This window comes from Limimaricola cinnabarinus (assembly GCF_047631075.1).
In the GTDB taxonomy this organism is placed as follows: domain Bacteria; phylum Pseudomonadota; class Alphaproteobacteria; order Rhodobacterales; family Rhodobacteraceae; genus Limimaricola; species Limimaricola cinnabarinus.
On record NZ_JBLHYX010000010.1, the window covers coordinates 33,629 to 52,580 of the forward strand.

Below are 18,952 nucleotides of genomic sequence, written 5' to 3' on the forward strand. Positions count from 1 at the left end.
AGGCATCAAGCGGGACGAGGGAAAGCGCGATGCGGCGGATCGGGACGGGCGACAAGATCAGGGCCTTGGGCGCGATGTCGGGCACCTCGCTCGACGGGGTCGACGCCGCCATCATCGAGACCGATGGCGAGACCGTGTTCGGCTTTGGGGAAAGCGCCTACAGGCCCTATTCGGAGACCGAGCGCGAGGTGCTGCGCGCCGCTCTCGGGCGCTGGGACGGCGCGGAGGTCGAGGCCGCCGCTGAGGTGGTCGAAACCGCCCATGCCGAGATACTGTCGCGCTTCGACGACATCGACCTGATCGGATTTCACGGTCAGACCTTCGCGCATGACCCGCGCGGGCGCGGCACGCATCAGGCGGGCTCCGGCGCGATCCTCGCCGAGGCGCTGGGCCTGCCCGTGGTCTGGGACTTCCGCAGCGCCGATGTGCGCTTCGGAGGCGAGGGCGCGCCGCTCGCGCCGTTCTATCATTTCGCTCTGGCCCGGTTCATCGAGGCCCGCGCGCCGCTGGCCTTCCTCAATCTCGGCGGCGTCGGCAACCTGACCTTCGCCGATCCGGGCTTTGCCCGCCCCGAGACCGAAGGCGCGTTGCTGGCATTCGACACCGGTCCCGCCAACGCGCCGGTCAACGACTTGCTGCAGACCCGGCTGGGGCGAGCGCTCGACGAGGATGGCGCACTTGCGGCGCGGGGCGAGGTGAACGACGCCGTGGTGGCGCGCTTCCTGCAGCATCCGCATTTCTTTCGGATGGCCCCAAAATCGCTCGACCGTGACGCCTTTGCCGCGCTGGCGGGCGAGGTGGCGACGCTTTCGGACGCGGATGCGGCGGCGACGTTGACGGCCTGTGCCGCGGCCAGCGTAATGCGCGGAATGGAGTTGTGCCCCGCACCGCCGGAGCGGTTGCTGGTCACCGGGGGGGGGCGACGCAACCCGGTGATGATGGCGATGATCGCAGCGGGCTGCGACTGTCCGGTCCTGCCGGTCGAGGAGGCGGGTCTCGACGGTGACATGCTTGAGGCGCAGGCCTTCGCCTATCTCGCGGTGCGGGTGGCGCGGGGCCTGCCCACCTCGGCGCCCGGTACGACGGGCGTGCGCGCCGCCGTGGGAGGCGGAACACTCAGCCGTCCGGGCGAGCTTGCCGTGGCGCTGGGCTGAAACGAGAAACGCCGCCCCGAGAGGGGGCGGCGTTCGATCTGCACAGGGCCTGATCTCAGAACGGGATCTCGTCGTCGATGTCGCGGCTGCCGCCTCCCTGACCGCCGCCCTGATTGCTGTCACCATAGCCGCCGCGGTCATCGTAACCGCCCGAGCCACCGCCATAGCCGCCCCGGTCGTCGCCGCCATAACCACCGCTCGAACCGCCGCCGTCACCGCGACCGCCAAGCAGCGTCAGGTTGCCGGTGAAGGGGCGCAGCACGACCTCGGTGGAGTAACGGTCATTGCCTTGCTGGTCCTGCCACTTGCGGGTTTCCAGCTGGCCCTCGAGATAGACGGTCGAGCCCTTTTTGAGGTATTGCTCGGCGATCCGGCCCAGCGGCTCGTTGAAGATTGCGACCGAGTGCCACTCGGTACGCTCGCGGCGCTCGCCGGTGTTCTTGTCCTTCCAGTTTTCGGAGGTGGCGACGCGCAGGTTCACCACCTTGCCGCCGTTCTGGAAGGTACGGACCTCGGGATCGCGGCCCAGATTGCCGATGATGATAACCTTGTTGACGGAACCAGCCATGAGGTCCTCCTGCCTTGTCGAATCTTGCGTTTCTCTCGCGCCGACCCTAAGCCGCGCGACCGCCCGATGACAGCCCAATTGCCCATTCGCGCTTTCCTTTCCACCATGATCGCGGGTAGCGTCGGCGCAGCGAACGCAGCAGCGCCGGGGACAACTGGCGCAACGGGGGGACGCGATGAAACATCTCTTCAGGGGCGCCATGCTGGCGGCGCTTTGCCTTGCCTGCACGGCGCCCGCTCTAGCCGACCGGGTGTCGAGCCGCTCCGCGCCGGGCCTCTTCGCCTCGCAGCTCGGCGTGCTCGACGGGCGGGCCGCATCGCAATACGCAGGTTCGGGCCGGTTGCAGCCACCCCGCGCCGAGGTGCCGCAGGATCTGGTGGTGGCGGCCTCGCCGGTCTCTCCGGCTTTCAGGGGGCGCTACAAAGGTCCCTATCTGACGCTGGCGCGTGACGCCGCGCGCAAGCACCGGATCCCCGAAGATCTGTTCTTGCGCCTTGTGCAGCAGGAAAGCGGTTGGAACGCGGGGGCCGTCAGCCGGGTCGGTGCGCTTGGGCTGGCGCAGCTGATGCCTGACACGGCCCGGCAGCTGCGCGTCGATCCCACCGATCCGCGCCAGAATCTTGAAGGCGGGGCGCGGTATCTGCGGATGCAGTATGACGCCTTCGGCGACTGGCGGCTGGCGCTTGCCGCCTACAATGCGGGTCCCGGCGCGGTTGCCAAATATCGTGGCATTCCGCCCTTCGCCGAGACCCGGCATTACGTGAAGGCTATTCTCGGGGGTTGACGGCTCTCAGGATGCCAGCCGGCGCGCCATGGTTTCCACGTCGTCGGTCTTGAGCTTGGGGATCAGCCGGTAGGCCGCGTTGACGAAGCAGAACAGCGAAAATCCCAAGAGACCCACCGCCAGCGCTGTCACCAGCACCGTGCCATAAGGCTGGCTGCGCAACCAGTCGAAGGCCTCGGCCAGACCGCCCGCTTCGCTGGGGTTGAGGGTCCATGCCGCATAGATGAGCAGGAAGCCGACGATGGTGACGACCGCGCCATTGGCGACGAGCCCCGCAGTGAGCGCCGGTTGCAGCTTCAGCGTCACGGGACGGGCGCGCAGATTGGCCATGTATTTGTGCGACAATCCCTTCCAGATGTAATAGACGCCCGCGCCGAAACCGATGGCCCCGGCAAGGCCGACGATCCACTGGCCGAACGGCATCTGCATGATCTTGGCGGTCCATTTGTCGAGGCTGGAGCCGCCGCTGCCTCCAGAGCCGGAGGGCATCAGGATCGCCGCCGCCGTGAAAGCGAGACCGAGATGGATGATGCCGGTCACGACCTGACCGAGCCGGGCCACGATGCCCTTGGCGTCGCTGCCATGCGCTTCGAGATCCCAGAACGCCGCAACAAGGCGCCAGACGCCATAGGCCGCGAGGCCGATGGCGATCAGCGCCAGAAGTGCGATGCCCCACCAAGCCCGCTCCAGCGAGGCCATCGCCTCGCCGGTGCCGCCCGGCGTGGAGCCGCGCCAGATCGCGAGGAGCGACAGGATCGCCACCACAAGATAGATGAGGCCGCGGCCCGCATAGCCCGCGCGCATCACCGGGACCGCCCATTGGAGATTTTGTTGTGTCATGACCCCACAAGGCGACCCGGGCCTTGCGGGTTCCACCCGCTCGACGCTGTTTCGCGGGACCGTGTCGTCGGGCAGGGGTCGTGTCAGCGGGTCGGCGACGCTGGATCGATCTCGCGCCAGCTGCTCATGCGGCTGCGAAACCAGCTGCGCTGCCGCTTGGCATATTGGCGCGAGGCGAGGATCGCGTGCGCGCGCGCTGTGGCAAGATCGGTCTCGCCACGCAGATGCGCCACCAGTTCCGGCGCGCCGATGGCCCGCGCCCAAGGCGCGCGGGGGGTCCAATGCGGCAGGTTGGCGCGCACCTCCTCGACCGCGCCGTCGTCGAGCATGAGATCGAAGCGCCGTGCGATTCGTGCGTCGAGCCATCCCGGATCGGGCCGCAGCACCAACGGCTGCGCGGCGTCGAGCGGCAGCAGCGGCGCAGGCGTCGCGGCCTGCCATTCGGCGATGCCCCGCCCGGTGGCGCGCAGCACCTCCCATGCCCTTTGCACTCGCGCGCGGTTGTTGAGGTCGAGCCGCGCGGCGCTGGGCGCGTCGAGCCCGGCGATCAGATCGGGCAGGGCGATCGCGTCGGCCTCGGCGCGGATCGAAGGGGGCGTGGCCGGGATTTCGGCAAGGCCCTCGGTCAGGGCGGAGAAATACAGCCCCGTGCCGCCGACGATGATCGGCCGCGCGCCGTCCAGATATGTCGTCACCGCACGCAGCCAATGGCCCACGGACCATGCTGCATCACGCGGCACCTGCCCATAGAGCGCATGCGGCGCGCGGGCCTCTTCCTCGGCCGGGGGGCGGGCAGTGAGCACGCGCCAGTCGGCATAGACTTGAAGCGCATCGGCGTTCACCACCACGCCGCCGCCCGCCTCGGCCACCGCGAGCGCCAGTGCCGACTTGCCCGAGGCGGTCGGCCCGGCGATCAGCACCGGGCGCGCGGGATCGAGCCCGCGCGCGATGTCCCTCCACGCGCTCATCCCCGGCCAAGGGGCGCCGAAGCTGCCCGTACGGCATTGAACCCGCCTGCGGTTTCGGTCATCTTGCGCGGCGACCCAGACCCCCCCGAACCACCGACGGAGCCCCCATGACCGATACCCAAAAGCCTGCCTTCCGCAGGGTGATGCTGAAGATCTCCGGGGAGGCGCTGATGGGGAACACGGCGTTCGGTCTGCATCCGCCGACCGTCGAACGCATCGCGCGCGAGGTCAAGTCGGTGCATGATCTCGGCGTCGAGATCTGCATGGTGATCGGTGGCGGCAACATCTTTCGCGGGCTGTCGGGCTCGGCGCAGGGCATGGAGCGCACCACCGCCGACTACATGGGCATGCTCGCCACGGTGATGAACGCGCTGGCGATGCAGTCGGCGCTCGAGGAGCTCGGTGTGTTCACCCGCGTGATCTCGGCCATCCCGATGGATCAGGTCTGCGAGCCCTACATCCGCCGCCGCGCGGTGCGCCACCTCGAGAAGCAGCGCGTCTGCATCTTTGCCGCAGGCACCGGCAACCCGTATTTCACCACCGACACCGCCGCGACTCTGCGCGCCAACGAAATGAGCTGCGAGGCGATCTTCAAGGGCACCAAGGTCGACGGGGTCTATGACAAGGACCCCAAGAAGTTCCCCGATGCCAAGCGCTACGAGACCGTGACCTATGACGAGGTGCTGGCCAAGCATCTGGGCGTGATGGATGCCTCGGCGATCGCGCTGGCGCGCGACAACAGCTTGCCGATCATCGTGTTCTCTCTCGACGAACCCGGCGGGTTGCGTGGCATCCTCGCGGGCGAGGGCACCTCGACGCGGGTGCATGGCTAAGTGAAACCCGACCCGATCTTGCCACGTGTCTGCCCACGACCCGACACGCGGCGAGGTTAGGGTCGGGCAAAGTGTTCTGGAATGCGGGGGCCGCCTCGGTTATCACCGGCGCCAACAGCCCGCTCCCAAAGACAAGAAGAGACCGATGGCAGACGATTTCGAACTCGACACCGACGACCTTCAGCGCCGCATGGACGGGGCGATCGCCTCCCTGCGCACCGAATTCGCCTCCCTGCGCACGGGTCGGGCATCGGCCTCGATGCTCGAGCCGGTGATGGTCGACGCCTATGGCAGCCCGACGCCGATCAACCAGGTCGGCACCGTCAACGTGCCCGAGCCGCGGATGGTGACGATCAACGTCTGGGACAAGGCGCTCGTGGGCAAGGTCGAGAAGGCGATCCGCGAAAGCGGCCTCGGCATCAACCCGCAGCTCAACGGCACCATCATCATGCTGCCGATCCCCGAGCTGAACGAAGAGCGGCGGACCCAGCTGACCAAGGTGGCCGGTCAATATGCCGAGCACGCCCGCGTCGCGATCCGCAACCTGCGCCGCGACGGCATGGACCAGATCAAGAAGGCCAAGAATGACGGTCTCTCCGAAGACGACCAGAAGTTCTGGGAGCAGGAGGTCCAGGAGCTGACCGACCGCTACATCAAGCTGGTCGATCAGCAGCTCGAGACGAAACAGGCCGAGATCATGCAGGTCTGAGGGTTTCCTCAGAGAATGCCAGGGAGGCCGCCATGGCTGCCGATGCGCAAGACACGACACCCAAGGGTGGCCCGGATCACGTCGCCATCATCATGGATGGCAATGGCCGCTGGGCACAAGGCCGTGGCCGGCCACGGCTTTTCGGGCATCAGGCCGGGGCCCGCCGGGTCCGCGACATCGTCGAGGCTTGTCCCGATCTGGGCGTCAAATATCTGACGATCTTCGCTTTCTCGACCGAGAATTGGAAACGCACCCAGACCGAGGTCTCGGGGCTGATGGCGCTGTTTCGCCGCTACATCGTGCGCGAGGCGCGCGCGCTCCTGACCAAAGGCGTGCGGGTGCGCTTCATCGGCGACCGGATCCGGCTCGACGAGAAGCTGGTGGCGATGATGGACGAACTGGAGCTTCTGACCAGCCACAATGACCTGGTGCATCTTACCGTGGCGCTGAACTATGGCGGGCGCGACGAGGTGACCCGCGCGGCCAAGAGGCTCGCCTACGAGATCGAGCAGGGTCGCCTCACCCACAAGGATGTCGATGCCGAGACGCTGTCGCGCTTTCTCGACACCCATGTCCTGCCGGACCCCGACCTGGTGATCCGCACCTCTGGCGAGGCGCGCATCTCGAACTTCCTGCTGTGGCAGTCGGCCTATGCGGAATACGAGTTCGTCGATACGCTCTGGCCCGATTTCACGCCTGCCGAATTCGCCAAGGTCTGCGCCAACTATGCCACTCGCGATCGCCGTTACGGCGCCGTCAGGGCCTGACGTGACGGAGCAACGGGACAGCAGGGGCGACAAACCCACCGAAGGTGTGGCGGTGACGGCCGCCGCGCTGGCCGACCCGGGACGCTGGAGCGATCTGGGCGTGCGCATGGTCTCCGGCGCGGCCATGGCGCTCCTTGGCGCGCTCGCGGTGATGATGGGCGGTCTGTGGTTCCAGATGCTGACGGTTTTCGTGACCGCCGTCATGGTCTGGGAGCTGTGGATGATGATAGAGCCCGGCAAGCCGACGCCGGGCATGCTTCTGGCCGCGCTGTGCGCCAGCGTGCTGTCGGGTCAGCTGTCACACGGCGACAACTGGGTGCTGCTGCTGTTTCTGGTGGCGCCGATCGCGGGGGCCCTGATGCTGCGCCGGGAAAGGGCGACCTTTCTCGCCTTCGCGCTGGGCATCGAGATCGCGGGCTGGGGCCTCGTCACCTTTCGCGCCGAATACGGATTTCAATGGCTGTTGTGGCTGATCCTCGTGGTGATCTGCACCGACGTCTTCGGCTATGTTGCGGGGCGCGCGTTGGGTGGGCCCAAGTTCTGGCCCAAGGTCAGCCCCAAGAAGACATGGTCGGGCACTTCGGCGGGTTGGGTGTCGGCGGGTGTCGTCGGTCTGGCCTTCGTCATGCTAGCCGACAGCCCGTGGCACCTCGTCTGGATCTCCATGCTGCTGAGCTTTGCCAGCCAGATGGGTGATATCGCCGAGAGCGCGCTCAAGCGGCGCATGAAGGTCAAGGACAGCTCGACGTTGATCCCCGGCCATGGCGGTCTGTTCGATCGCTTCGACGCGATGCTCGGGGCCTCGCTTTTCATGCTGGCGGCCTCCGCGCTCGGGTTCATTCCCGGGGTGCATTTTTGAAACGCGTCACCATTCTCGGCGCCACCGGCTCGATCGGCTGTCAGACCGTGGAGCTGATCGAGGCGGCGCCCGACCGCTTTGAGACCGTGGCGCTGACCGGCGGGCGCAACGTGGCGCTGCTCGCCGATCAGGCGAAGCGGCTGCGCGCGCGTCTCGCCGTCACCTGCCATGACGATTGCCGCGCCGAACTGACCGAACGCCTTTCCGGGACCGGCATCGCCGTCGCCTCGGGCGACGCCGCCATCGCCGAGGCCGCGGCCATGCCCGCCGATCTGGTGATGTCGGCCATCGTCGGGGCGGCGGGGCTGGTGCCGGGGCTCGCCGCGATCGGGCAGGGCGCGACGCTGGCGCTCGCCAACAAGGAAACCATGGTCGCCGCCGGGTCCTTGGTGCTCGACCGCGCACGCCGCCATGGCGCGACGCTGCTGCCGGTCGACAGCGAACATTCTGCCGTGTTCCAGGCGCTGGCGGGCGAGGATCGCGCCGCGGTCGAGCGGGTGATCCTCACCGCCTCGGGCGGCGCCTTCCGCGACTGGCCGCCGGACCGGCTGGCCCAGGCCACGCCGGAAGAGGCCGCGACCCATCCCAACTGGGCCATGGGCCAGCGCATCACAATCGACAGCGCCTCGATGTTCAACAAGGCGCTCGAAGTCATCGAGGCCAAGGAGCTGTTCGCCCTCGCGCCCGAGCAGGTCGAGGTGGTGATCCATCCCGAGAGCCTAATCCACGCGCTGGTCGGCTTCAACGACGGCGCGTTGATGGCACATATGGGTGCGCCCGACATGCGCCATGCGATCGGCTACGCGCTCAACTGGCCCGAGCGGCGCGAACTGCCGGTGGCGCGGCTCGACCTCGCCGCCGTGGGGTCGATGACGTTCCGCGCCCCCGACGATGCCCGCTACCCGGCGCTGCGCCTTGCACGGCGCGTGATGGAGGAGGGTGGGCTCGCGGGGGCGGCCTTCAACGCCGCCAAGGAAGCCGCGCTCGACGCCTTTCTCGACCGGCGCATCGGCTTCATGCAGATGGCGCAGGTGGTGGAGCGGGTGTTGGACATGATGTCGCGTGACGGGGCGCTGCGGGTTGACAGCCCCGGCCTCGACGCGGTCCTTGGAGCCGACGCAGAGGCGCGCGCGCGCGCCGCGGCCATCGCCCGGACCGATCTTTTCACCGCATAGGACGACCCCTTGGACCCGACCCAGATCCTGCCGCAGTTCGGCAATGTCGCCTTCACCCTCGCCGCCTTCGTGGTGGCCCTGTCGGTGATCGTGGCGATCCACGAATACGGTCACTACATCGTCGGCCGCTGGTCGGGCATCCATGCCGAGGTGTTCAGCCTCGGCTTCGGCCCGGTGCTGCTGTCGCGCCGCGACCGGCGCGGCACGGTCTGGCAACTCGCCGCGCTGCCCTTCGGCGGCTACGTGAAGTTCCTCGGCGATGCCAACGCGGCCTCGGTCGGGCAAGCGGCGGGGACCGATCCAGCGCGGCTGCGCCACACCATGCTCGGCGCGCCGCTCTGGGCGCGCGCGGCGACGGTGGCGGCGGGGCCGGTCTTCAACTTCGTCCTGTCGATCCTGATCTTCACCGGCGTGATCCTTACTCAAGGCCGCGCCGCAGATCCGCTGACGGTCGAGCGGATGCTGACACTGCCCGACAGCTACGTGAACGAGCTGCGCGCGGGCGACGAGATCCTCGCCATCGGCGGCGCGGAACTGCCTTCGGAGGGCGGGATGTCGCGGCTGGCCGAAGGCTACCCGGCCGAGCCGGTGCTCGATTACCGGGTGCGGCGCGACGGGCGCGAGATGCTGGTGCGCGGCCCCTATCCGCAGCCGCCACTGGTGGGCGGCGTGTCGCCGCGTTCGGCCGCCGATGCCGCCGGGCTGCGCGCGGGCGACGTGATCGTGTCGCTCGACGGGCGCGAGGTCTTCGCTTTCGCGGAGCTGATCGAGATCGTCACCGACTCCGACGGCCGCAGCCTCGATCTGACGATCTGGCGCGATGGCGCCACCCGTGATCTCACGCTCACCCCCCGCCGGGTCGATCTGCCGCGCGAGGAGGGCGGCTTCGAGACGCGCTGGCTGCTGGGCATTTCCTCGGGGCTGTTCTTCGAGGCTGCGACGGAAACGCCGGGGCTCGGTGCGGCCTTCGGCGATGCCGTGGGACAGGTCTGGCGCATCATCGGCTCGTCGCTCTCGGGGCTCGGCCACATGATCACCGGCGCGATCTCCTCGTGCAACCTGTCGGGGCCGGTGGGCATTGCCCAGACTTCGGGCGCGATGGCCGAGCAGGGAGCCACCAGCTTCATCTGGTTCGTCGCGGTGCTCTCGACGGCGGTTGGTCTGCTGAACCTGTTCCCGATCCCGGTGCTCGACGGCGGACATCTCGTATTCTTCAGCTACGAGGCGATCACCGGCCGCCAGCCCAGCGACAAGGCGCTGCGCGTGCTGATGGCGCTTGGTCTGTCTCTGATCTTGACGATGACGGTTTTCGCGGTTCTCAACGACCTGTTCCTCTGCCCCTGACGCCGCGCCGCATCGCGGCCCGCGCAATGTCGAATTGCTGCCGGATTGTGCCGCGATGCTCCTACGAGGCGTGTTTGCCGGGAGAGGTCCAATGATGTTTCCGACGAAGTCCGATATCGGCCTGCGGTTCTTGCTGCTCATGCATCTGGACCGGATGCTTTTTCCCGCAGCGATCGCCTGCGCACTGGCGGTTTCGGTCCATTTCGCGGCACCGTAGCTTTTGACAAGGCCGCCATGTCCCGATACTTCCCTCCTATAAGAAACGACGCGTGGCAGGGATGGTGACGATGACGGCTCGAAGCAGAGGCGCCTTGGCGCGCAAGTTGACAGGTGCCGCCAGCGTGGCCGCGCTCATCGCCGCGATCAGCGCCGTGGCCCCCGCGCTCGCGCAGGATTTCAGCTTCGACGAGGTGGCGGTCGAGGGCAATCGCCGGATCGAGACCGGCACCATCCTCACCTATGCGGGCATCTCGCGCGGCGAAACGGTCAGCGCCGCCGCGCTCAACGACGCAAGCCAGCGGATCCGAGAGTCCGGCCTGTTCGAGTCGGTCGAGGTGCGCCCGGAAGGCGGGCGGCTGGTCATCGCGGTGACCGAGTTTCCGACAATCAACCGCATCAGCTTCGAAGGCAACGCCAAGGTCGATGACAGCGAGCTTGCGACGCTGGTCTCGGCAACCGAGCGGCGCGTCTACAACCCCGCCGAGGCACAGGCCGACGCCAATGCCATCGCGCGCGCCTATGCCGAGCGGGGCCGCATCAGCGCCACCGTCCGTCCCGCGCTGATCGAGCGTTCCGACAACCGCGTCGATCTGGTCTACCAGATCACCGAAGGCGGCGTGACCGAGATCGAGCGGATTTCCTTCGCCGGCAATCGCGACTTTTCCGATCGCCGCTTGCGTGGCGTTCTGGCGACCCGTCAGGCCGGGCTGCTGCGCCAGCTCATCAAGAGCGACACCTTCGTCGCCGACCGCATCGCCTTCGACCGGCAGATGCTCACTGATTTCTACCGCTCGCGCGGCTATGTCGATTTCGAGATCCTCGATGTCGACGCGGAGCTGACGCGTGCGCGAGACGCCTACCTCCTGACCTTCAACATCCGCGAGGGACAGCGCTTCTCGATCGGCAGCGTCAAGGTCGCGAGCGCCATTCCCGGCCTCGACGCCAGCCGATTCAACGAAGCGATCCGCATCGATCAGGGCGACTTCTTCTCGCCCACCGATCTCGAGAACGACATCGCCCGCATGGAGCGCATCGCGATCCGCGACGGCGTCGATTTCCTGCGGGTCGAGCCGAAGATCGAACGCAACCCGCGCACCCTGTCGCTCGACCTGACCTATGTCCTGAGCCGGGGCGAACGGATCTTCGTGGAGCGCATCGACATCGAGGGCAACTCCACCACGCTCGATCGCGTCGTGCGCCAGCAGTTCCGCACCGTCGAGGGCGACCCCTTCAACCCGCGCGCCATCCGCGAGAGCGCCGAGCGGGTGCGCGCCCTGGGCTACTTCGCCGACGCGCAGGTCAACGCCCGTCCCGGCAGCACGCCCGACTCCGTAGTGATCGACGTCGATGTCGAAGAGCAGCCCACGGGCTCGCTTTCCTTCGGCGCCAACTACTCGACCGATAACGGCTTCGGCCTTGTCGCGGGCTTCAAGGAGCGCAACTTCCTTGGTCGTGGCCAGCTCTTCAGCCTCGATCTTTCGACCAGCGAGAGCAACCGCGTCGTCTCCTTCGACTTCGCCGAGCCCGCGTTCCTCGGCCGCGACCTGCGCTTCGGCTTCGGCGTCGACTACCGCTCGACCGACAACGACTCGGCGCTTTACGACACGGACACCTTCCGCATCTCGCCCTCCTTCACCTTCCCGGTGAGCGAGAATGGGCGGCTGCAGACCTATTATGCCGCCGAATACACCGACATCACCGATGTCGACATGGACGATGCCAGCCCGATCATCATCGCCGAGCAGGCCGAGGCGGGTGTCTGGACCAATTCGCTGGGCTACGCCTACAGCTACGACACCCGCCGCTCGGGGCTCGACCCCAACACCGGCGTGGTGCTGCGCTTCGGTCAGGAGTTCGGCGTGGGCGACGAGGCCTTCGTCAAGACCACGGCGCTGGCCTCGGCCGAGACGCGGGTCTTCGGTGAGGACGTGCTTTTGCGGGCCACCATCGAGGGCGGCATGCTCAACCACTCCGATGGAAGCACCCGGGTGACCGATCGTTTCTTCCTCGGCAGCCGGATCATGCGCGGCTTCGAACCCGGCGGCATCGGTCCGCGCGACGCGGAGACCGAAGACGCCTTGGGAGGCAACAAATACGCCGTGACCCGTCTCGAGGCCGAGTTCCCGCTCGGCCTGCCCGAGGATTACGGCATCAGCGGCGGCGCCTTCGTCGATTACGGCTCGGTCTGGGAGGTGGGCGACCTGCGCGGCCGCGATCCCGACCTCGTCCTCTACGACGATTACACGCCGCGCGCGGTGGTCGGGGCCTCGGTCTTCTGGGACACGCCGCTTGGGCCGTTGCGCTTCAACTTCACCGAAGCGCTGCAATCCGAGGCGGAAGACGAGACCCGCAACTTCGACCTGACCATCTCCTCGCGGTTCTGATGCGTGCGCGTCCGGCAGGGCGGGCGCTCTGCGCTCTGCTGGCTTGCCTCGCGGGGCCGGCCGCGGCGCAGCGTGCGGAGCCCGTCATCGTGCCGCCCGCCGTCGATCTGGCGGCGCAGGGCGGTGTCGTGGTGCTCGACACCGACCGGCTTTTCGCTGAAAGCCTTTTCGGCCAGGCCCTTGCCACCGACCTGCAGGCAGAAACCGAGGCGCTGATCGAAGAAAATCGCCGCATCGAGGCGGAACTGACCGCCGAAGAACAGAGCCTGACCCGGCGCCGCCCGGGCATGGAGCCCGCAGCCTTCCGCGAGGAGGCCGAGGCCTTCGATGCGCGGGTGCAGGAGATCCGCCGCGAGCGCGACGCCAAGGAGCGGGCGCTGCAACTCGAGGCCGCCGCTGGGCGCGAGCGGTTTCTCGCGGCGATCGGTCCGACGCTGGGACAGGTGATGATGGCGCGCGGCGCCGCGGTGATCCTCGATCGCCGGGCGGTGTTCCTCTCGACGGGGGCGGTCGACGTGACCGATGCGGCCATCGCGGCGGTCGACGCCGAGATCGGCAACGGGTCGGACCTGCCGGTCCCCGAGGCAGCCCAGCCCGACGCCGCTCCCACGGCCGTCCCGGCGCAGGACCGCTAGGACGCAGGCGGCCCGGCTTGCCGCCTCAGGCGTGGCTTGCTACTCAGATCGCGACACATGCCCCCGACGGGAAGGACCCAAAGCACATGACCGACACCCCCGACACGGGCACGCCCACCACCGCCGACATCCAGCTGATCCAGCGCATCCTGCCGCATCGCTACCCGTTTCTGCTGGTGGACCGCGTGGTCGATATCGACGGCACCTCGACCGCGACGGGCATCAAGAATGTCACGATGAACGAGCCGCATTTCCAAGGCCATTTTCCCGGCAATCCGATCATGCCCGGCGTCACCATCATCGAGGCGATGGCGCAGACCGCCGCCGTCATGGTCGGCACCGCCATGGGCCTCGTGGATGGCAACATGCTCATCTACTTTATGGGCATCGACAACACCAAGTTCCGCCGCAAGGTCGTCCCCGGCGATCAGCTTTTGATGAAGGTCGAGACCACGCGCGGCAAGCCGGGTGGCAAGGTCTGGAAGTTCAAGGGCGTGGCGACAGTCGATGGCGAAATGGCCGCCGAGGCCGAATTCACCGCGATGATGGACCTGCAGGGCTGATGAGCGATGTCCACCCTTCGGCCGTGATCGAGGACGGCGCGCGGATCGGCGACGGCTGCCGCGTCGGTCCGTTCTGCCATGTCGGGCCGCAGGTCGTTCTTGCCGATGGCGTCGAGCTCAAGAGCCATGTCGTCGTCACCGGCGACACGTGGATCGGCGCGGACACGGTGGTGTTTTCCTTTTCGGTGATCGGCGAGATCCCGCAGGACCTGAAGTTCGGCGGCGAGCATACGCGCCTGCGGATCGGCGCGCGCAACCGTATCCGCGAGCATGTGACGATCAATACCGGCACCGCCGGTGGCGGGGCCGAAACGCGGATCGGCGACGATTGCCTGCTGATGGCGGGATGCCATGTGGCGCATGACGTGAGGGTGGGCGACCGGGTGATCCTCGTGAACCATGCCGCCATCGCCGGGCATTGCGACATCGGCGACGACGTGATCGTCGGCGGGCTTTGCGGCATCCACCAATGGGTGCGCATCGGTCGCGGCGCGATCATCGGCGCGGTGACGATGGTGACCAACGACGTGATCCCTTTCGGCCTCGTCCAAGGCCCGCGGGGGCGGCTCGACGGGCTGAACCTCGTCGGTCTCAAGCGGCGCGGCACCTCGCGCGAGGAGATCACCGCGCTGCGCGGGGCCTTTCGCGCGCTGAAAGAGGGCGGGGGCACCTTCCACGAGCGCGCCGCCGGGCTTGGCGCCATCGAAAGCGACCTCGTGCGTGAATTGTCGGAGTTCGTCTCGGCTCAGAGCGACCGGCAGTTCCTGACGCCGCAGGGCTGAACCGCATGTTGGCGCTTCTCGCCGGCACCGGTGCGCTTCCGGGCGCGATCCTCGCCCATCGGCCCGAGGCGCTGGTCTGCGAAATGGCGGGCGTGCCGGTGACCGTGCCCGAGGGAACGCATCGCCTCGGCTACAGGATCGAGACCCTTGGCACGCTTCTGGCCGATCTGCGGGCGCGCGGCCTGAACGAGATTTGCCTTGCCGGCGCGATGACCCGGCCCGAGATCGACCCCGGTGCCATCGACGCGGCCACCGCGCCGCTCGTGCCGCGCCTCATGGCGGCCATGGGGCAGGGCGACGACGCCACGCTTCGGGCGGTGATGGCGCTTCTGGAGGATGAGGGGTTCGCCCTGCGCGCCGCCCACGAGATTGCGCCCGGGCTTCTGCCCGCGCCGGGTATTCTGGGGGCCGTTGCCGTCACGGATGCGCAGGAGGCCGATGCGCGACGCGCGGCGTCTGTGCATCGCGCCATGGCCGTGGCCGATGTCGGTCAGGCCTGCGTGGTGCGCCGCGGGCTCTGTCTTGCGGTCGAGGCGTTGCCCGGCACCGACTGGATGCTGCGCAGCCTCTCCGGCGGAGAGGCGACGGGGGGCCTGCTCTACAAGGCGCCCAAACCCGGTCAGGATCGCCGCGCCGACCTGCCGGTGATTGGCCCCGGCACGATCGAGGGTGCGGCGCAAGCGGGACTGTCGGCCATCGTGATCGAGGCGGGCGGCGTCATGCTGCTCGACCGCGACGCCACCCTCGCCGCCGCCGACCGCCACGGCATCGCGCTCTTGGTGCGGGCATGAAAGTCTTCGTCATTGCAGGAGAGCCGTCCGGCGACCGGCTGGGCCGGGCGGTGATGGCCGGGCTAAGGCAATTGTCGCCCGAGGTGAGTTTCGACGGCATCGGCGGTCCCGGTATGGCAGGCGAAGGGCTTAGGAGCCGCTTTCCGATGGAGGAGCTGTCGGTGATGGGCATCGCCGAGGTGCTGCCGCGCTACCGCCAGCTGATGCGTCGTCTCGACGAGACGGCACGGGCCGTGATCGAGACCCGCCCCGACATCCTGCTCACCATCGACAGCCCGGATTTCTGCCTGCGCGTGGCGCGGCGGGTCAAGGCGGCGGGCGCGCCGGTGCGCTGCGTCCACTACGTCGCACCGAGCGTCTGGGCTTGGCGTCCGGGCCGGGCGGCCAAGATGGCGCGCAGCATCGATCAGGTGTTGGCGCTTTTGCCGTTCGAGCCGCCCTACATGGAAGCCGCCGGGATGGAGTGCGATTTCGTCGGCCACCCGGTCGTCACCGATCCGCAGGCCGACGACAGGGAGGCGCGCGCGTTCCGCGACCAGCACGGCATTGGCGACGCACCTCTCCTGCTGGCGCTTCCCGGATCGCGCCGGGGCGAGGTGCAGCGCCTGTCCGAAACCTTCGGCGCGGCGCTGGCGCGGGTGCAGGCAGCGCTGCCGGAGGCGCGCGTCGTGCTGCCCTGCGCGGCGTCCGTTGTCGATCTGGTCCGCGCCGAGACGCGCCATTGGTCGGTCGCGCCGCTGCTGATCGATCCGGCGCAGGACCCGGACGGCGCGCAAAAGCGCGCGGCTTTCCGCGCCGCCGACGTGGCACTCGCCGCCTCCGGCACGGTGTCGCTTGAGCTCGCGGCGGCGGACACGCCGATGGTCGTGGCCTATGACATGGGCTGGGTGTCGCGGGTCATCATCGGGCGGATGCTGCTTACCGATACGGTGACGCTGGTGAACCTCGTGAGCGAAACTCGAAGCGTGCCGGAGTACATCGGCAAGGACTGCAGCCCCGAGCCGATCGGCCGGGCGCTGCTGCGCGTGCTCGAGCGGCCCGAAGCTCAGCGCGCGGCGTTGCGTGAGACGATGAAACGCCTCGGAGCAGGGGGTGAAGCGCCGGGTCTGAGGGCCGCGCGCGCGATTCTCGACTGCACACGCTGAAGGTTTCTGTCGAGGATTTTCAGCTAATCCGAAGGATTGCGCCTCAGCGGCCCTTCCAGATCCAGCCGCCGCCAAGCACCCGGCTACCTTCGGGCGCATAGAACACGCAAGCCTGCCCCGGCGAGACGCCCTGTTCGGGCGACAGCAGTTCGACCTCGGCCTCGGTCGCGCCGAGCGGCCGGATCACCGCAGGCGCGGGCGGGCGGGTCGAGCGGACGCGCACCAGAACCTCGCGCTCGGCCTGATCGGTGAAGCCGCCGCCGCCGATCCAGTTAATCTCGCGCAGCGGCACGCGCCGGGTCGCGAGCATCTCTTTGGGTCCGACGATGACGCGGCGCGCCTCGACATCGAGCTTCACCACATAGAGCGGCTCGTCGAGCCCGCCGATCCCGAGGCCCCGCCGCTGGCCCACCGTGTAATGGATCAGCCCGCGATGCTCGCCGAGGATGCGCCCGTCGACATGCGCGATCTCGCCCGGCTCTGCGGCGCCGGGGCGCAGCTTCTCGATCACGGCGGCATAGTTCCCGTCGGGCACGAAGCATATGTCCTGGCTGTCGGGCTTGTCGGCGACCGAGAGGCCATAGCGCGCGGCCAGCGCCCGGGTCTCGGCCTTGGAGGCCAGCCCGCCAAGGGGAAAGCGCAGGTAATCGAGCTGCTCCTGCGTGGTCGAGAACAGGAAATAACTCTGATCGCGGTTCGCGTCGGCGGCCGAATGCAGCTCGGCGCCGGCCACGCCCATCTCGCGGCGGATATAGTGCCCGGTGGCCATGCAGTCGGCGTCGAGATCCTTCGCGGTAGCGAGCAGGTCCTTGAACTTCACCCGCTCGTTGCAGCGGATGCAGGGCACCGGCGTCGCACCCGCAAGGTAGCTGTCGGCGAACTCGTCGATCACCGCCTCGCGGAAGGTGTTCTCGTAGTCGAGCACGTAATGCGGAAAGCCCATGCTCTCGGCCACGCGGCGCGCGTCGTGGATGTCGCGGCCCGCGCAGCAGGCCCCTTTCTTGGCGAGCGCCGCGCCATGGTCGTAGAGCTGCAGCGTCACGCCCACCACGTCGTAGCCCTCTTCCTTGAGCTGGGCGGCCACGACCGAGCTGTCGACGCCGCCTGACATCGCCACGACGACGCGGGTGTCGGAGGCGGGCTTGGCGAAGCCCAGCGAATTGAGTGCGGTGTCCAGCGGCATGGGGCGATCCTTGGCGCGAGAGGGAGGGGAGGCGCGCGAGGCGGGTGATCGCGCCGCAATATATGAAAATGGCACCCATTCTCAACCCCCTCGCTTCACGGCTCCTTAGCTCCGTTTGGGCAAGGTCTGCCCCGGGGCGAACGGAGGTGAGAATGTACCTGAAGAAGACCGAAGGCCGACATGCGGTGACGTTGCCCGATGGACGCGTCATGACGCGCGCCGATCTGCCACCGCCGGATACGGAGCGCTGGGTCGCGTCGCGAAAGGCGCAACTGCTGCTCGCGATCACCGCCGGGTTGATATCGCGCGATTATGCGATCCGGACCTATCGGCTCTCCGAAGAGGAGCTGACCAGTTGGGAGCGGCTCGTCGGACGCTACGGAACGGCGGCTCTCAAAGCCACAACTGTACAAAGGTATAGACAACCTGAGGGTGAAGCATCAGAGTTGCCTTAAGGTAATACGGAATTAACCGTCAACTGGCTTACTGCCCTGCAACGGTCAAGCCGATCACGGAGGGGATGGAATGCGCGTCTTGCTAGTCGAGGATGACCCGGCCACATCGAAAAGCATCGAATTGATGCTCACTCATGCGAACCTCAATGTCTATGCCACCGACATGGGGGAGGAGGGGATCGATCTGGCCAAGTTGTACGACTACGACCTGATCCTTCTGGACCTGCATTTGCCGGACATGAACGGGCACGAGGTCTTGCGCCAGCTCAGGCTCAGCCGGGTCGAGACACCGATCCTGATCCTGTCGGGCGACGACGACACCGAAAGCAAGCTCAAGGGCTTCGGCTTCGGGGCCGACGACTACCTGACCAAGCCGTTTCACCGCGACGAGCTGGTGGCGCGCATCCATGCGATCATCCGCCGCTCCAAGGGGCATGCGCAATCGGTCATCACAACCGGCGAGGTGTCGGTGAACCTCGACGCCAAAACGGTCAAGGCCGCCGGGCAGGCAGTGCATCTGACGGGCAAGGAGTACCAGATGCTGGAGCTTCTCAGCCTGCGCAAGGGCACCACTCTCACCAAGGAGATGTTCCTCAACCACCTCTATGGCGGCATGGACGAGCCGGAGTTGAAGATCATCGACGTCTTCATCTGCAAGCTGCGCAAGAAGCTGGCTCAGGCGACGGGGGGCGAGCATTACATCGAGACGGTCTGGGGCCGTGGCTACGTGCTGCGCGACCCCGAGCCGTTGACGCAAACGCCCCCGATCGCCATCGGTGCCTGACCCCGGCTCG

Annotated in this window: 21 protein-coding genes; 17 read left to right on the forward strand and 4 right to left on the reverse strand. The window is 67.8% G+C overall.

Going from position 1 to position 18,952, the window contains the following annotated elements:
- Positions 1–29 precede the first annotated feature (29 nt).
- Positions 30–1,154, forward strand: a complete 1,125-nt coding sequence (locus tag ACJASC_RS09875; RefSeq protein WP_415145611.1) for an anhydro-N-acetylmuramic acid kinase — start codon at positions 30–32, stop codon at positions 1,152–1,154.
- Positions 1,155–1,209: 55 nt separating this feature from the next.
- Here ACJASC_RS09875 and ssb read toward each other — a convergent pair whose 3' ends face one another.
- Positions 1,210–1,722 (reverse strand): single-stranded DNA-binding protein, encoded by a 513-nt coding sequence (gene ssb, locus ACJASC_RS09880; RefSeq protein WP_415145613.1) that lies wholly within the window; start codon positions 1,720–1,722, stop codon positions 1,210–1,212.
- A gap of 175 nt (positions 1,723–1,897) precedes the next feature.
- Here ssb and ACJASC_RS09885 point away from each other — a divergent pair, with 175 nt between their 5' ends.
- Complete coding sequence (locus ACJASC_RS09885; RefSeq protein WP_415145615.1) at positions 1,898–2,506, forward strand: lytic transglycosylase domain-containing protein; 609 nt, start codon at positions 1,898–1,900, stop codon at positions 2,504–2,506.
- Positions 2,507–2,512: 6 nt separating this feature from the next.
- Here ACJASC_RS09885 and ACJASC_RS09890 read toward each other — a convergent pair whose 3' ends face one another.
- Together ACJASC_RS09890 and miaA are read right to left on the reverse strand one after the other, a co-directional pair.
- Complete coding sequence (locus ACJASC_RS09890; protein WP_415145617.1) at positions 2,513–3,346, reverse strand: DUF1206 domain-containing protein; 834 nt, start codon at positions 3,344–3,346, stop codon at positions 2,513–2,515.
- Between the two features lie 83 nt (positions 3,347–3,429).
- Positions 3,430–4,314 (reverse strand): tRNA (adenosine(37)-N6)-dimethylallyltransferase MiaA, encoded by an 885-nt coding sequence (gene miaA, locus ACJASC_RS09895; protein WP_415145619.1) that lies wholly within the window; start codon positions 4,312–4,314, stop codon positions 3,430–3,432.
- A gap of 107 nt (positions 4,315–4,421) precedes the next feature.
- Here miaA and pyrH point away from each other — a divergent pair, with 107 nt between their 5' ends.
- The 13 genes from pyrH (at position 4,422) to lpxB (ending at position 16,520) form a co-directional block, all read left to right on the forward strand.
- Entirely contained in the window at positions 4,422–5,147 is a 726-nt protein-coding gene (gene pyrH / locus ACJASC_RS09900) for a UMP kinase (protein WP_415145621.1), read from the forward strand.
- A gap of 145 nt (positions 5,148–5,292) precedes the next feature.
- Positions 5,293–5,856, forward strand: coding sequence for a ribosome recycling factor (gene frr, locus ACJASC_RS09905; RefSeq protein WP_415145623.1), 564 nt, complete (start codon positions 5,293–5,295; stop codon positions 5,854–5,856).
- Positions 5,857–5,888: 32 nt separating this feature from the next.
- Positions 5,889–6,623, forward strand: a complete 735-nt coding sequence (gene uppS / locus ACJASC_RS09910; RefSeq protein WP_415145625.1) for a polyprenyl diphosphate synthase — start codon at positions 5,889–5,891, stop codon at positions 6,621–6,623.
- 106 nt (positions 6,624–6,729) lie between these two features.
- Complete coding sequence (locus ACJASC_RS09915) at positions 6,730–7,482, forward strand: phosphatidate cytidylyltransferase (protein WP_045320130.1); 753 nt, start codon at positions 6,730–6,732, stop codon at positions 7,480–7,482.
- Positions 7,479–8,657: a 1-deoxy-D-xylulose-5-phosphate reductoisomerase gene (dxr, locus tag ACJASC_RS09920; RefSeq protein WP_415145627.1), complete on the forward strand. Its 1,179-nt coding sequence runs from the start codon at positions 7,479–7,481 to the stop codon at positions 8,655–8,657. Before ACJASC_RS09915 ends, dxr begins: the two co-directional genes overlap by 4 nt.
- Before the next feature lie 9 nt (positions 8,658–8,666).
- On the forward strand, positions 8,667–10,001 hold the full coding sequence (rseP, locus tag ACJASC_RS09925; protein ID WP_415145629.1) for an RIP metalloprotease RseP: 1,335 nt from the start codon (positions 8,667–8,669) through the stop codon (positions 9,999–10,001).
- Positions 10,002–10,092: 91 nt separating this feature from the next.
- A complete protein-coding gene (locus ACJASC_RS09930) occupies positions 10,093–10,218 on the forward strand; it encodes a hypothetical protein (RefSeq protein ID WP_021694653.1) in 126 nt (41 codons plus the stop codon).
- A 70-nt stretch (positions 10,219–10,288) separates the two neighbouring features.
- Positions 10,289–12,604 (forward strand): outer membrane protein assembly factor BamA, encoded by a 2,316-nt coding sequence (gene bamA / locus ACJASC_RS09935; protein WP_415145631.1) that lies wholly within the window; start codon positions 10,289–10,291, stop codon positions 12,602–12,604.
- A complete protein-coding gene (locus ACJASC_RS09940; protein WP_415145633.1) occupies positions 12,604–13,239 on the forward strand; it encodes an OmpH/Skp family outer membrane protein in 636 nt (211 codons plus the stop codon). Before bamA ends, ACJASC_RS09940 begins: the two co-directional genes overlap by 1 nt.
- Positions 13,240–13,325: 86 nt before the next feature.
- Entirely contained in the window at positions 13,326–13,802 is a 477-nt protein-coding gene (fabZ, locus tag ACJASC_RS09945; protein WP_415145635.1) for a 3-hydroxyacyl-ACP dehydratase FabZ, read from the forward strand.
- Positions 13,802–14,584 (forward strand): acyl-ACP--UDP-N-acetylglucosamine O-acyltransferase, encoded by a 783-nt coding sequence (lpxA, locus tag ACJASC_RS09950; protein ID WP_415145637.1) that lies wholly within the window; start codon positions 13,802–13,804, stop codon positions 14,582–14,584. Before fabZ ends, lpxA begins: the two co-directional genes overlap by 1 nt.
- A gap of 5 nt (positions 14,585–14,589) precedes the next feature.
- Complete coding sequence (locus ACJASC_RS09955) at positions 14,590–15,375, forward strand: LpxI family protein (RefSeq protein WP_415145639.1); 786 nt, start codon at positions 14,590–14,592, stop codon at positions 15,373–15,375.
- Complete coding sequence (lpxB, locus tag ACJASC_RS09960; protein WP_415145641.1) at positions 15,372–16,520, forward strand: lipid-A-disaccharide synthase; 1,149 nt, start codon at positions 15,372–15,374, stop codon at positions 16,518–16,520. The genes ACJASC_RS09955 and lpxB overlap by 4 nt, the downstream gene beginning before the upstream one ends.
- Before the next feature lie 43 nt (positions 16,521–16,563).
- On the opposite strand, the gene mnmA is transcribed toward lpxB, so the two are convergent.
- Positions 16,564–17,703 (reverse strand): tRNA 2-thiouridine(34) synthase MnmA, encoded by a 1,140-nt coding sequence (gene mnmA, locus ACJASC_RS09965; RefSeq protein WP_021694660.1) that lies wholly within the window; start codon positions 17,701–17,703, stop codon positions 16,564–16,566.
- A 152-nt stretch (positions 17,704–17,855) separates the two neighbouring features.
- Here mnmA and sciP point away from each other — a divergent pair, with 152 nt between their 5' ends.
- Both sciP and ctrA read left to right on the forward strand, forming a co-directional pair.
- Positions 17,856–18,158, forward strand: a complete 303-nt coding sequence (gene sciP / locus ACJASC_RS09970; RefSeq protein WP_415145643.1) for a CtrA inhibitor SciP — start codon at positions 17,856–17,858, stop codon at positions 18,156–18,158.
- Between the two features lie 70 nt (positions 18,159–18,228).
- A complete protein-coding gene (ctrA, locus tag ACJASC_RS09975; RefSeq protein ID WP_045320127.1) occupies positions 18,229–18,942 on the forward strand; it encodes a response regulator transcription factor CtrA in 714 nt (237 codons plus the stop codon).
- Positions 18,943–18,952: the final 10 nt, after the last annotated feature.